The organism is Pedobacter albus, from assembly GCF_036324255.1.
Taxonomy (GTDB): Bacteria; Bacteroidota; Bacteroidia; order Sphingobacteriales; family Sphingobacteriaceae; genus Pedobacter; species Pedobacter albus.
On the sequence record NZ_JAZDQT010000004.1, the window covers coordinates 26,455 to 39,979 of the forward strand.

The 13,525-nt window shown below is 42.1% G+C and carries 14 protein-coding genes and 2 pseudogenes; 7 read left to right on the plus strand and 9 right to left on the minus strand.

The features are described 5' to 3' along the window. Window positions 1–7 precede the first annotated feature (7 nt). Together VRU48_RS19670 and VRU48_RS19185 are read right to left on the minus strand one after the other, a co-directional pair. Window positions 8–217, minus strand: a complete 210-nt coding sequence (locus VRU48_RS19670; protein ID WP_431311642.1) for a DUF6965 family protein — start codon at window positions 215–217, stop codon at window positions 8–10. A gap of 130 nt (window positions 218–347) precedes the next feature. Then, window positions 348–1,100, minus strand: a complete 753-nt coding sequence (locus VRU48_RS19185; RefSeq protein WP_330109547.1) for a metallophosphoesterase — start codon at window positions 1,098–1,100, stop codon at window positions 348–350. Between the two features lie 86 nt (window positions 1,101–1,186). Between VRU48_RS19185 and VRU48_RS19675 the strand changes: the two are divergent. Then, window positions 1,187–1,336, plus strand: a pseudogene (locus VRU48_RS19675) (site-specific integrase); the annotation flags it as partial. A 322-nt stretch (window positions 1,337–1,658) separates the two neighbouring features. Continuing rightward, a complete protein-coding gene (locus VRU48_RS19190) occupies window positions 1,659–2,159 on the plus strand; it encodes a Riean_0653 family protein (RefSeq protein WP_330109548.1) in 501 nt (166 codons plus the stop codon). 399 nt (window positions 2,160–2,558) lie between these two features. Here VRU48_RS19190 and VRU48_RS19195 read toward each other — a convergent pair whose 3' ends face one another. Then, window positions 2,559–2,996 (minus strand): helix-turn-helix domain-containing protein, encoded by a 438-nt coding sequence (locus tag VRU48_RS19195; protein ID WP_330109549.1) that lies wholly within the window; start codon window positions 2,994–2,996, stop codon window positions 2,559–2,561. A 47-nt stretch (window positions 2,997–3,043) separates the two neighbouring features. On the opposite strand from VRU48_RS19195, the pseudogene VRU48_RS19200 reads away from it, so the two are divergent. Together VRU48_RS19200 and VRU48_RS19205 are read left to right on the plus strand one after the other, a co-directional pair. Continuing rightward, window positions 3,044–3,529, plus strand: a pseudogene (locus VRU48_RS19200) (magnesium chelatase subunit ChlI family protein); the annotation flags it as partial. A 137-nt stretch (window positions 3,530–3,666) separates the two neighbouring features. Then, window positions 3,667–4,662, plus strand: coding sequence for a hypothetical protein (locus tag VRU48_RS19205; RefSeq protein WP_330109550.1), 996 nt, complete (start codon window positions 3,667–3,669; stop codon window positions 4,660–4,662). A 402-nt stretch (window positions 4,663–5,064) separates the two neighbouring features. Here the strand turns inward: VRU48_RS19205 and VRU48_RS19210 are convergent, their stop codons facing one another. After that, complete coding sequence (locus VRU48_RS19210; protein ID WP_330109551.1) at window positions 5,065–5,478, minus strand: helix-turn-helix domain-containing protein; 414 nt, start codon at window positions 5,476–5,478, stop codon at window positions 5,065–5,067. 299 nt (window positions 5,479–5,777) lie between these two features. Between VRU48_RS19210 and VRU48_RS19215 the strand changes: the two genes are divergently transcribed. From VRU48_RS19215 to VRU48_RS19225, 3 genes are all read left to right on the plus strand, one after another. Further along, complete coding sequence (locus VRU48_RS19215; RefSeq protein WP_330109552.1) at window positions 5,778–6,053, plus strand: hypothetical protein; 276 nt, start codon at window positions 5,778–5,780, stop codon at window positions 6,051–6,053. A 59-nt stretch (window positions 6,054–6,112) separates the two neighbouring features. Next, window positions 6,113–7,243, plus strand: a complete 1,131-nt coding sequence (locus VRU48_RS19220; protein ID WP_330109553.1) for a TlpA family protein disulfide reductase — start codon at window positions 6,113–6,115, stop codon at window positions 7,241–7,243. Between the two features lie 257 nt (window positions 7,244–7,500). Further along, a complete protein-coding gene (locus tag VRU48_RS19225; RefSeq protein ID WP_330109554.1) occupies window positions 7,501–7,737 on the plus strand; it encodes a hypothetical protein in 237 nt (78 codons plus the stop codon). A 3-nt stretch (window positions 7,738–7,740) separates the two neighbouring features. Here the strand turns inward: VRU48_RS19225 and VRU48_RS19230 are convergent, their stop codons facing one another. The 5 genes from VRU48_RS19230 to VRU48_RS19250 all read right to left on the minus strand — a co-directional run bounded on the left by VRU48_RS19230 (window position 7,741) and on the right by VRU48_RS19250 (window position 13,472). Next, window positions 7,741–8,001, minus strand: coding sequence for a hypothetical protein (locus VRU48_RS19230; RefSeq protein WP_330109555.1), 261 nt, complete (start codon window positions 7,999–8,001; stop codon window positions 7,741–7,743). Between the two features lies 1 nt (window position 8,002). Further along, on the minus strand, window positions 8,003–8,593 hold the full coding sequence (locus VRU48_RS19235; RefSeq protein WP_330109556.1) for a TlpA family protein disulfide reductase: 591 nt from the start codon (window positions 8,591–8,593) through the stop codon (window positions 8,003–8,005). A gap of 30 nt (window positions 8,594–8,623) precedes the next feature. Continuing rightward, window positions 8,624–11,266, minus strand: a complete 2,643-nt coding sequence (locus VRU48_RS19240; RefSeq protein WP_330109557.1) for an outer membrane beta-barrel protein — start codon at window positions 11,264–11,266, stop codon at window positions 8,624–8,626. A gap of 182 nt (window positions 11,267–11,448) precedes the next feature. After that, window positions 11,449–12,138, minus strand: a complete 690-nt coding sequence (locus VRU48_RS19245; protein WP_330109558.1) for a DUF4397 domain-containing protein — start codon at window positions 12,136–12,138, stop codon at window positions 11,449–11,451. 116 nt (window positions 12,139–12,254) lie between these two features. Further along, window positions 12,255–13,472, minus strand: a complete 1,218-nt coding sequence (locus tag VRU48_RS19250) for a metallophosphoesterase (RefSeq protein ID WP_330109559.1) — start codon at window positions 13,470–13,472, stop codon at window positions 12,255–12,257. Window positions 13,473–13,525: the final 53 nt, after the last annotated feature.

The following is a 13,525-nucleotide window of genomic DNA, read 5'->3' on the forward strand; positions in this document are numbered from 1 at the left end:
CGGTGTTTTATTGCATACTTTCAATGCCGGCCTTTAGTTCCAGGAGCCTCCAGATGAGTGGCTGATTTACGCGGCTTGTCGGATCTTTTCTTAACGGGCCAAAATGAGAATTCAGAAATGAAGGTACGTTTTCAATAACAGCAGAATCGTTAAGTTTAAATGGCCCTTCCGGTAGTTCGATGCTGTTAAAATACTCCTCCAATTGTAAAATGTCCATACGACAAATATACAATTATCTGAATGTAATTATCTGTAATGTAAGTGCAGGACTTCACTAAAGGCCGAAATCTGGTTCAATTTCTGCCCACTGTTATACCGTACAATCGTGGGGGGATAATGCCTTTTGTTCAGATAGTGGTATTTGGTGCGTAAAGTTCCGGCAAAGGATCTGACTGCCAGTATTCCCTGGTGTCGACATCCATAATACTCAGACGGCCGGAATGGCCGGCGCCTGTATCCATGTTGGTTACATTCAGCGCCTGCTGTGGCGTATCCTTTCCCCGGTCGGTTGTGGGGGTGTGGCCGATATAAATTTCAGGGAACCTGGAAATGGTCTTCAGATTAGCTCTGCTGTTTTTAAGCTGCAGGGCATCCTCCCACAATGTCCGGTCCCAATAATAGTCAACAGGGCGTTGTTTATAGAACGGTATTTCTCTTTTAAAACCGCCATGTACGAAGCAACGGTTCTTTTCATCAACATGGTAAAGCACCTGACCGGCGAAGAATGCGCGATGATGCATAGGTATGTCGCCGGCTACCAACGACGTTTTGAAGCCAGTACCTGTGGCAAAGTAGTTTCCCTCTTTACCGGCATGTTCCAGATAGGAAACGAGCGTTGCTTTCCCACCATAGGTCCAGAACTGAGGATGAAAGTCCGTTTCGAAGAATTCATGAAGCCAGTCATCATGGTTGCCTTTGAGGGCGATCAGTCGCTTGATCTTCAGCAGTTCTTCGACGCATTCATAGACCTGTGGATAGCCATCGGCAACATCGCCAAGCTGGATCAGCCGGTCGTTTTCATAATCAAATCCGGAGCGTTGAAGGCATTGTAACAGTGCTTTATATGCCCCGTGAATATCGCCCATAACCATCGTTCGCATTGAATTGCCCTTCCCGTTTTGGTCTGTGTTTCCAAATGTGCAACAATTGAGTCTTGTTTCAAAGTCTTTTCCGCGGGTAATACCACTTTACAACTACTGTGACCTTAAGTAACGGCGTACCTATCGAAAGCGTGTCCAAAATGCTTGGGCGTAAAAATATCAGAACGACGCAACATTATGCAAGGATACTGCATAGCACGCTAAGTAACGATATGGAGTTGCTGAGGCAGAAACTGGAGGGTATGAATGTATTTTCCGTCAAATTCGTTTACAATGAGAATCGGCATGTTTCTGTAGGGACATTTTACAGTTATTATTTTTCGCCTTTTACGATAATCTCCAATTGATTTTAATGTTTTAAGATTTTTAAAATTAAGCGCCATCATTAAATTAATCTTTTAGATTGATAAATGGGCTGCATTTTAAGTCACCGCCTTAATCGTTACCGTTTGATATTTTTTTCTTGTACTTATAGTTTGCAACTTTAAGAAAGATTGACTGAAATGCTAATATGAGATAAGATGCTCAGCATTTGAACCGCTATCAGATTATGCAAATATGAAAACAAAACTTTTAGGCCTGCTGGTAATTGTAGCAGTTATAACAGGCGCTTGTAAAAAAGACCCCGAGAAAGGACTTACCCCCCCAACTCAGAGTGGGGCCAATACCTTTTCCTGCAAAATTAACGGTCAAATTTTTATGCCTAAACAGGAGCTGTTCGGCCCAACTCCATTATATGGTCAGATTGAGACTTCTAATGGGTATAAAACCTTGATAATTAGTGCAAGTAATCCTTCAGATCCATTCATTAAAAATATCTATATTAATATATTTGATTTTAAGGGTATAGGAACATATCCTATTGTCATTGCCGATGGCGTTTATGTAGATTGTTACCTGAATGTTCCGGCGCCTAACCAGGAAAAATCCCGGAGCGGCACCCTGAAAATTACAAAATACGAAGGAAAGATCGTGTCCGGCACCTTTGAGTTTAACGTAACACATGGCACAGAAAACATCGCCGTTACGCTGGGCCGTTTCGATCTTACCCTGAGATGAAATAAAACCAACAGCTATTAAACGAAGACGATCCTATACTTCAGCTAGAGAAATACCGGAAAGATATTAGCTCATGCAAATAGAATTATTGGAGAAATTAAGGTCGAAGAAAATACCCCAGTTTATGAGTCTGTTGTCTGCGACCTTACAGATAAGGTTCATGAATTTGCGACAAAGCATCAACTTATCCAAAGCCCTGACCAGGAAGGGTATTTTGGTTAACACAACGGGTACAAAATGTATATCGAACTAATCAGCTTCAAGAAGTTGATGAATGATGCTACATTGAGAAACAAAATGTTCCTCAAAAAGCTGCAGCTTGAACAAAATTCGATAATTACCCGCACACTATAACCCGATTTAATAAATCAAAAATGATGTGCTCATTTCTATGGCTTTTTATCGATTTCCGATTAAGCCATTTTTGATCTTTAATTCATTTAATAGTCCATCTTGGTTTAAGATATCATTCACTTTTTTCAAGTTCTCGTTGCATGGCTGAAGCGCTCCTGATTCCCAGCTACATATCACACTCCCCTCCACGCAAAGAACTTTTCCCAGCTGCCTTTGGCTAAGCCCGTTCGTCAGCCGATATGCCTTTAATCTCCCGGGGAAAGTCGTGTTGTCAACCTCGAACGGCAAATACCCCAAAAACTTAATAATAATTGGGAAGAATTGAATTTGGGGTGTACATCTGTTTTTTTCCCAATTGGTAATGCAATCTTCTGTAACCCCACAAATCTTCGCCACGTCCTTTTGAAACAGCTTTAGATCCATTCTTTTCTTTCTTATGTGATCCCCTATAGAAACAGGGATTTCAGGATAAGATATTGGCATCGGTTTTCGGGTTTGGCTTTCATAACGCAAACAAGGCAACGCATGTATGCCCTTGTGGTTTTTTCAATCATCCAGACAAAGAATGCTTGTGTGCTCCGGGTGTAGTGCAGAAATACCTGAGCAAAATTTCAGGCCCTTTATTAGACCGCATCGATTTGCATGTAGAAGTAACGCCAGTTAATTTTGAACAACTCGCCTCCAATAGACAAACTGAAAAAAGCGAAGTAATCAGGAAGCGTGTAATCGGCGCAAGAACCATACAGGGCGAACGCTTTAAAAATCAAGAAAATCTACATGCCAATGCGCAAATGAGCTCGAATATGGTAAGGCAAATTTGTGTTATAGACGAAACCGGGCAAAACCTCATTAAAATGGCGATGGAAAAACTGGGGCTTTCGGCAAGGGCCTACGATCGTATTTTGAAGGTAGCCAGAACCATCGCCGATTTAGACGAAAGCGAACACATCAACACCCAACACCTCGCTGAGGCCATTCATTACAGAAGTTTGGATAGAGAAACCTGGGCGGGATGAGGCAAGATGCTCTATTTTTTTACAATTTTTATTTATTCACCTTTTTTCTTCAAATTCAGATTAATGGAACAGTTTCCTTTCGCTTTAACCATTAACAATTTTTACTCTCAAATCTTATAATTTTATCCAAATTAACGATGCCTCAAACAGACGAAGAAAAATCACCTTATTGGATACTTAGAAATGCTAAAACTTGTACCACAATTGGAATAATAATTATTTTAGTCGGTCAAGTTATCTATTTTCTTTATCAACAAACCCATGAGAACTACCTGTCCGTACTTAGCCACTTTTTAACAATACTTGGCGAAGCGATATTTGTTATGTTTCTTCTTCATGTTTTAGTTGAAAAGAAAAATCACAATTATAGTCATGGCTTACTCCAAAAACAATCTGAACACTTTAAAGTCGAATTTCAAGATCTCATCAATAGTTTTAAAGAAGACGCAAATACGACCATTGAAAACATGAAGGAAGGGATATTTGCCGCTCTCTTAAAGGACAAAATGCCCCACAAGTTTGTAGAAGCAATTATAGAGAATAAGTTTTTCGATACAGAGATACTGAGAAAAAATCTTGTTCTATCTTTTGAATATCAAAAAACAGAGAAAAACACTTTATATCTACATCAAAGAACAGATTTTGATATAGAATATGTCTCTGGCAAAAGTAGCCACTATGAATATGATATGGGAGTAAACCTAACCGATACCCCTCTTGTTAAATACAAATTTCTTGAAGCCGGATGTAAAAAATCCAAATCAAAAGATCCTATAAAAAAATTCTCAATCGCTGATGATATAGTAAAAGACACTTCATCACCTGATAAGCTGTTATTAAAAGATGTTATCCAAATCAAAAAAGGAGAAGAGATGAGTTTCTATCAGATTATTGAGGCACAATATCAAATTGGAAACGGTGGTGCAGTTGATAATTATTTCACCAATTTACACACCCTGAAAATGAATATTGAAATTAACCGCTTCCCTGAAGAATATATTTTTGACGTTTATCCAACATTTCCATCTGAAAATTTTAATAATCCAGAAAAGACTGGCACGAAAATTTCTTATAGTAATATAGAGTTTCTAGTCCCAGGACAGGGCTTTGGATTTAGTATTTCAAAAAAATAATTGCTTTATATCGTTAAATTACGTTAAATTAGTATTTAAATAATCACCACATGCCAATCGGAAATTAAAATATAACCATATTTAGTCTCTATTTTAAAGATAAGGATGCCATCAATAGCTCTAAGCCAATTGACAAGAAAAGGCATAGTAAAACTTTTAGGGCTCCCTAGAAGTCTTTAACCGAGATCATGAAAAACATAATCCCTCACGTGGGATTATGCCATCGTATTAGTATAATTCGAAAAATATCGATTGCTTTTGTCGCGAAATGATGCCGTATCAAAACATTTGCGCGTGATGTTTTTAAATCTTCACTGATTTAGACGAAAGCGAACACATCAACACCCAACACCTCGCTGAGGCCATCCATTACAGAGGCTTGGATAGAGAAACCTGGGCGGGTTAGCCGCCTAGTTTTTCGAGTAGGACTTCTACCATCCTTTGTAAACGCTGGATTTCTGCATCTTTCTGCTCCAGCATTTTGGCATAAAGCTCCTTATTTTCCGACACAATCGTGTCAACATGTCCAATGGCCTGTTGCGTTCCCTGATTCGACTGCAGGTTGATAATGGCTGGTTGCTGGCTCAAAATATCCATAGGCGAAACCCCCAGAATGGTTGCTATTTTCTGCAAAAGCTCCGTAGATAATTTTGTTTGATTAGTTTCAATCCTTGAATAAGAGTTTTGGGCCATGCCTAATTTATCTGCCATGTACTCTTGAGAGTAGCCCCTCATCTCTCTGATCATACGTATTTTAAGACCAACCATATCTTGTATTTTTTCTAAAATTAGCAATTTATTGGATAATCTATCCATAAAACGGATAGCTTTTTAGAAAATTCTTTCCAACCTTTAGGACACTTCTGTCCTCGCATCCCAGCAGAGCAAAAATTTACTTTTTCAACCTAAAATCTAGCTATGAAAAACAACCCCCTTAGGCTTGGCCTTGCCTTTATTGGCTACACTGTTTCAACTACGGTAAACTTTCTTTAATCCATTTTTAAGAAGGCCTCCCAAAACTAAACCCGTTCATCCCTTACAACGCCCTATTGTCTTATTTGAAAGCACCCAAGCAGCCCGGTGTAAGGAGGCTGCACTTACCAAATATGACAAACATGAAAAACACAAAAAATGAGGGTTTGAAGACCAAGCAAGGCAAGGCTTTGACAAGAAGCGAAATGAAAAACATTTTGGCAGGAACACTTCCGGGCGGAGAGGTGGTTTGCTTTACGGCAGAAACCTGTACGCTTTACATTGAGGAACTGAAGAAGAACTACCAGGGCCAGTGCTCAAACGGATCGGGCACGCTTGATTGCGGCTGTGCGGTTATCGTAAACGGAACAACCTATCGAACCAATACGGGCCATACCATGTGCCGAGGGATCATCTAAGGCCTCAAAATCAACCAGCTGCCTATCCGAGTGATAGGCAGATTTTAAATGTATATGACATGAAGTTTTTGCTTAACCTACTGCTTTGTACTTTATTGTTGGCCTGTCGGCCGAGTACACCTAAAATTGTTTTGCATATTCCCAACGCCGATTATTTTCCGTTAAAGGCAATCTTGTGGAAACTTCGATTCACAGACTCCGGCTGGCAAAAAATCAGGTTCGATTCGACCATTATTACCCAACAATCATTCGATTGGCAATTAAAGCACCAACGCCCATTTGTTGCAAACCTAACCCTCTATAACGCCAAGGGAAACATCATCGCTTTCACTGGAGATTTTATTTATTCGGATGCTGTTTTAAGCGCAAAACCATTGGCCAACGAAAGGCCAATCAACATCAAAGGCTACGAAAATGCAAGGACAATGGCTGTTGAGGGGGGCGAAAACCAGCTTTTTAGCAATCAGGATTTTATGGCCAAACCCAATTTTATGCTTCCTGATAGCCTAGTGGTTATTTTTGACAAGGGCACCGATATCCCACCAAACGCGGCTGCGCTATTTGAAAAATGGAAAGCCTATCGGGATAAAATCTATCAGAACACCATAACGCATAAAAATGCTTACTATACGCTTTATCGATTAGTAGATCTCACGCACACGCTGCGCTATCCAACGATAGAAAAATGCTATAACGCGCTTGATCCTTCTTTAAAAAACACGCCCGAAGGAAACTATCTACTCGATTTTATCAGCAATTCTAAAAAAATGGTTCAAGCGGGCATATTACCTGACCTTGATGTGCTGGACAAAAACAAAAAATCAACCCCATTTAAAACCTTACTCACCAAAAAATATTATTTATTGGATTTTTGGGCAAGCTGGTGCAAGCCCTGTAGGGCCCAATTTCCAGCGCTTCGTTCCATTTACAACACCGTAGACACCAATAAACTGCAGTTCATCTCCATCAGTATCGACGAAAACGACGGGAATTGGCACCAAGCCTTAGCAGAAGAAAAACTGGAATGGCCCAACTATCTGCAAAAGGAATCGTCGGTCAAAAAACAACTTTTAATTGCTTATATCCCACAGAATATATTGCTTGACGAAAACGGAAAAATTGTCGACAGGAATATAAAACTGCAAAATCTCAAAGGTTTCTTAGCCTCAAAAGGCTTTTTGAAAAACTAAATAACCGACCTATATGCCGACTTTTGAAGTCTGATTACAAAAGCTCTTGAACTTGTGCAAAGACACCATGACAAAGAAAAAACTAATGATACTCGGCTTATATCTTTTGGCGCTGTCGTTTTGCCTTGCGCTGTTGGCCTTATTGCTCTATTACCTGCGTACCGGAAAATGGCATTGAGCAAAATGCAGGCAATTTCGGCTTGCTTTTTATTGTTCAACCCAGTAGGCTATATTTACGCAAAACCAAATTCTTCGCCATGTTAAAAAAACCTGCTTTATTATTGCTTGTTGTTTTCTTCGCTTCAATTACTCCGCTCTTTGCCGCCGATGGCAACGTCACCAATACCGCGATAGGCAATGGAATTGGCATCGGCAGTGCCTTAGCTGTTGCCATTTGTTGGACAAGGACCAATTCGGTGCTGACTTCGGCCTTAGCAGGCATTTTCGGCTGGCTTTATGTGATCTATTACCTGATTATCCGAAATAACGAATAAAGCCTAATCTTCGTAGTCCTCGTCTTCCTCTTCTTCAGGCAATTCTTTGTAGGCTTCTATGCGTTTGCCTATTTCGTTGATTTCTGCGTTTTCTTCAAACAAAGGTGTTTCGGTTTGCTCGTCGAGTTTTAGCCAGATTGATTCGGTGTCTTTCTGGATCTGTACATACATTTTCCCGTTTTTAAAAATGGTGTAGGTATTGTTTCCCTCCGGAAAAACTGCATAACCGTCGTTTCCTATTTCTATATCAAATGGTTGCATCATCTTAATTTTTTAGGGCTTTGAGCTGTTCGATAAAGTCGACGAACTTTTTACTGGCATAATTGGCTGCGCCTTCTCCTCTATAGCTCAAACGTCCTTTTTTGTCGAATACCACGGTAGTGGGCAATGTTCCCTTAAACAGGGTTTCGGGCAAGTTACTGGCAAAGTTGTATACCGGCAAAGCATACTTTTTGCGATCCATATAGGCCTGCGATTTGGCAAAGTCGCTATCGGCATCTACCAGCAAAAAAACCACTTCGCTATCGTTTTTATATTGTTCGTAAAGTTTGTTTACCGAAGGCATTTCGGCTAGGCATGGCGGGCACCAGGTGGCCCAGAAATTAAGGAAGATGACCTTGCCTTCCAAATCGGCCAGGCTCAGCGTCTTTCCTTTTGCATCTTTAAACCGAATGCCTGACAAATCGGGCTTTGCAGCAACTGGTTTGGAGGCTACTTCCGGATTGTACAGCCCGATTTCCATCAGCCCCCTAATTACAAGCGCCTTTGCCGAAGGCACAAAAAGCAACAAGGCCAGCAAGCCGATAAACAGGCCATTGATTACATACTTTTTTACCGCAACAGCTTTCTTTTCCATCCTTGCAAATATAACGATTATTCGATTGGCTTATTTTGAACCAAACTGCTGCAAATTGAGGCTCAGGTTAAACGTAAAATAGCGGGTAAGCTGGTTAGACCTGCTGTCGACAATCGAGTTGCCGGAAACATAGCGCGACAGGTTGTTGCCCTGCTTCAGCAAGTCGTAGCCCTGTATGGTGAGCGTGGCCGATTTCTTTTTAAAAAAGGCCTGGCTGATGCTGGCATTGATAATCAATGGATTATTATTACCCAAGGCATAGCCGGAATTGATCCGCTTAGAACCGTTTAGGCCAATGTTAAAACCCTTGAATAAATTGGCACGGGTAGTGAGGTTAAAAAACCAGTTCTCGATGTTTCTAATATTTTGCTGCTGAAGCGAATAATTATTGGTGCTCAGGCTGTAGTTTACGCTTCCGTTTACTGAAAACTTCTTGCTGTTGTAGCCAGAATTAAGGGCTTGGCTAAAATTAACGCCACGATTAAAGAGTTTGACATTATCGGTAAACGACACATTTTGCGAATAGCCAACATTGCCTCGGATCGCAACATTATATTTTCGGTTGCCAAAGGGCAGGGTAAGCGCGTAGTTTCCGTTTACGTTGTAAGCCCCGTTCGTGTTTTCGTAATGGGTTTCCTGTTTTAGGCTGTTCAGCGTATCGCGGCGCAAAATCACGTTGGTTACAATCTGGTTCTGCACGCCGGAAGCCCCAATACCCACCTGTAACGATTTGCCGGTTTTTAAGCCCACAAGATTATAATTTAGGTTAATGGCATGGCTGAAAGACGGCTTGAGCTCTGGATTTCCGATCACAATGTTTTGCAGGTTCTGCGTATTTTTTACCGGTTGCAACTGATAAAAGCCAGGCGCCCGGCTGCTGCCGTTATAATAGGCCGTAAACGAATTGGATGGCGACATCCGGTAGCTTACGTTAAGCGTAGGCGAATAATTGAGCGCGCTGTTGCTAATGCGCTCGTCGCGGTCTTCGTATTTGCCTTTCATCAGGCTGGGTTGCACATTAATGCCCAGGTTATAGCTCAGTTTTTTGGTGTTGTAGCTGTAGCTGATGCCCGCGCTCTGCGTGATATTGGTAGAATGGTAGCGATTGCTGAGCGTATCGACATAATGCGGGATGCCCTGCGCATCGGTTACATAGGTAAGCAGCGAATTTTCGACGTTGCCTACCGAAAAATTGTAGGATATGTTCAGGTTTCGCGAGGCTATGGTATCTTTTTTTCCCAAGGTTTGGCTAAAGCTCAGGCCTCCGCCCAAATTGGTACTTTTGTTCTGGCTATCGATCAACCTATTTAAAATCGAATCCTTGACCATGGCCCCACTGCTAGGGTCGTAATAAGTAGTATGGCTATTGATTTGCTGGTCGTTATTGGCAATGCCACGGCTTGCATTAAAGCTCAGGGAAACGTTGTTTTTCGTTTTGAGAAAGCGTTGCGACCACGATAAGCCAACATTTACGTTTGGTGTTCGGGTTGAAGATTTGCTTTCGTCGTTCAGGTCCTGTTTTACGATACCGGTTTGCTTGGCAAAACTTTGGCTGCTATTGGCGCCGTTGCTTTGCCCCAGGCCAAGATTCACAATAAAAAACCTTTTTTTGGTAGACGACTGCAAGCCCCAGGCAAGGCTATTGTTGTTGGTTTTGTTATTGCCTGTGTTGCTCGTCTGGTTAAAAATCGTACCGAGGGTATTCGTTGTTTCAATTAGCGATTCGCGTTGGCTATCGTTTTGCATATTGCCAAAATTGTAATTCAGGTTGCTGTTGATATTCTTGCCTATTTTGTCCAAATAACTGCCATTGGCATTGCTATTTTTGCTACTTCCCGCACCGTTGTTGGCCTTGTTAAACCCACCATTAAAACCAATTTGCGTTTCGTCGCGCCAGATATTGCTGTTGAGCTTTGCACCATACTGATTGTTGGTGCCTCCAATCGTACCAATGGTGCCAAAAACACCTTTGTCCATGCCGGGTTTGGTTACAATATTGAGCATTTTTACCGGTTCGCCCACCTTGATGCCGGTAAAATTGGCTTGGTCGCCATAATCGTCTATTACCTGTATTTTGGCTACGATGCTTGCCGGCAACTTGCTGATAAAATCCTTGACGTTATTGGTAAAGAAATCCTTACCGTTTACCCTGAGTTTGGTCATTTCCTTGCCCATGGTCTTTACATTGTCGTCGTCGTCAACCTCCATGCCCGGCAGTTGCTTTAGCAGTTCGGTAACGCGATCGTCTTCCATTACATTGAAGGCCGCGGCATCGTATTCGATGGTATCTTTCTTAATCCGGATGGGTTGGGGCTTGGGCCTGATCACGACTTCTTTGAGCATCTCGCCTGCATTTTTGAGCATAACAGGCTCTAGCGTGGTGGCTTTCTCTTTAAGCTCATGCGATGCGCCATAGCGCTCGTAGCCGATGATACTGATGTTGAGGGTTATTTTGGTGGCCTTGATATCCTTAAAACTAAAATGGCCCTCTTTGTTGCTGGTGGTTCGGAGGGTATCTGCACCCGCAATCAACTGGATGTTGGCTTCGCTAATGGGTTTGCCTGCCGTATCGATGATACTGCCTCCAAGCTTGTGCAAGGTTTGGGCCTTTAATTGGAAAAAGCCTCCACTCAATGCAATCGATAAAATTAAGACAAATCTGAAAAGGTGCATTGAGGCTTAAGGCAATAATCAAAACAAACTTAATGCTTAGTTTCAACTAAAAAAATAGCTTTCACCAATTTTAACATTAGTCCTCAAAAATTAAAGGCCACAAGCCACGGGTTCTTCGGTTAGAGCCTGTAGCTTGTGGCCAATAAAAAGGCTTCCGAACTACCGGGAAGCCTTTTGGTGAACTATTTGTGTGTAAAAATAGTAGCACCGAATACGGTAGGGCCGTCAACTGATGCTTTTAAGCCCCTGGCATAAATGGTATAGATTTTTCCGCTTTCTACGTTGATGTTGGTCAATGTAGCCAGAACAGCGCCAGTAGCCTTGTTTTTGATGTTGAAGGTTACCGAAGCTGCCGCATCAACTGCTTCGAAGGTACTGAACTCCTTGAAAGCTTTATTGGTAGCCAATGGATCGGCTTTGCCTACGATGGCCAAGTCTAAAGGATCAGAATCAGGGCTTAAATTCACAAAACGAACTTTTGCTTTGCCGCTTGCAGGCGCAGTCAGGTCGTCTTTCAGCAACAAAAGCCTCACATTGTCGAGTTTATCGATCACAAAAAGCGAATAGCCAAGCTGGGGCTCTAGGCTAATGACCTCGGTTCTTAGGTTAAGACCGCTTCCTTGTTTGGAAATGTCAACTTTTCGGTTACCCGAATAGGCATTGGCATAATCCCATTTATCAAGAAAGGCAAAATTGTTATTGGTTACCTTGCCATTATCGATAAAAATATCCAGTTTTTCGGCAGAAGGCACGGCGTTGATCAGGCTTAAGCCCGAAAGCTGTACGGGCGTAGACTTTATTTTTGAACATGAAGCGAAACCAACAGAGAGCGCAATAGCAGCAATGATAACTTTGTAATTGAGTAATTTCATAATTAAATTTTTAGGTACTTGTACAATAGGTTAATGGCCATTAACACATTACCAACCTATACGGCGCAAATAGCCTAAACGCTACAAGTCCTTTATTTTTTATGAAATTTTTTTGGCTAGGCTTTTTTAAGGGTAATCACCGTTACCTCTGGCCAAATGCCCACGCGCCCCGAAAAACCGATAAAACCAAAGCCTCTGTTTACGTTCAGGTATCTTCCGTTTTCTTCTTTGATACCCGCCCAATGGTTGTAGCGGAATTTAACCGGACTCCATTTGATGCCAAAAGCCTCGATGCCAAACTGCATGCCGTGCGTATGGCCGGCCAAGGTTAAATGTATTTTGGAGGGATTGTTTTTGACCTGCTGTTCCCAATGCGAAGGATCGTGAGAAAGCAGCACCTTAAATTCGGTTGCGGTGGTTTGCGCCAGTGCCTTTTGCAAGTCGCCACGCTCGCCAAAGCCAAGTCCCCAGTTTTCTATGCCCGCCAAAATGATATGTTCGCCTTCTTTTTGCAGGGTTACATGCTCATCAAGCAGCAAGCGGAGGCCCAGTTCGGCATGGTATTTTTTCAATTGGTCCAAATTAGCCGTTTTTACTTCTTCGCTTGGCCATTTTACATAATCACCGTAATCGTGGTTGCCCAATACCGAGAATTGTCCGTAGCGCGCCTTGATTTGCGAAAAATGGCCTATCCACGGTTTGATTTCCTCGGCTTTGTTGTTAACCAGATCGCCGGTAAACACAAACAAGTCCGAATCCTGTTGCTTGATCAGGTCGATCCCCCGTTGCACGGCCACCGGGTTTTTAAAGCTACCCGCATGTACATCCGAAATCTGCGTAATGGTAAAGCCATCGAAAGCCTTGGGCAAATCGTCGAAATACAAAGTATGATTGATTACTCGATAGGCGTATTTGCCTCGCAACATTCCGTAAACAAACACCAAAACGCTTAAGCCAAAAAACACCAGGCCAAGGTCTACCCAATAAGGATTTCTAGGCGGCGCCAAAAACTGATGGTTGCCAATGAGGTGAACTATACCAGCCAATAGCCGGTAAACATCGCCCAGCAACAATACCAAGGCAAACAACAACTCGCTTACCAAAAGCACCAAAAAGGCATGTGCCGAAATTTTGAAGGCCGTCCCCAGTTCGCGCCCCCTGCTATAAAAAATAGAACCCGCCAAGCCAGCAGTTACTACGATGACCACCGACCAGAAAATGGCCAACACGTAATACGGAACTACCAGCCTCAATCCTTCCGTTACGTAGGCGTTTAATCCAGCGAAAACAAATAAAAATATGGCTATGGGAGCGAGTTGAAGTCTTCTTCTCATAAAAAGGCATTAAAAGCGAAAGGGTGTTTTAATCAAAACACCCTTTCTTATTC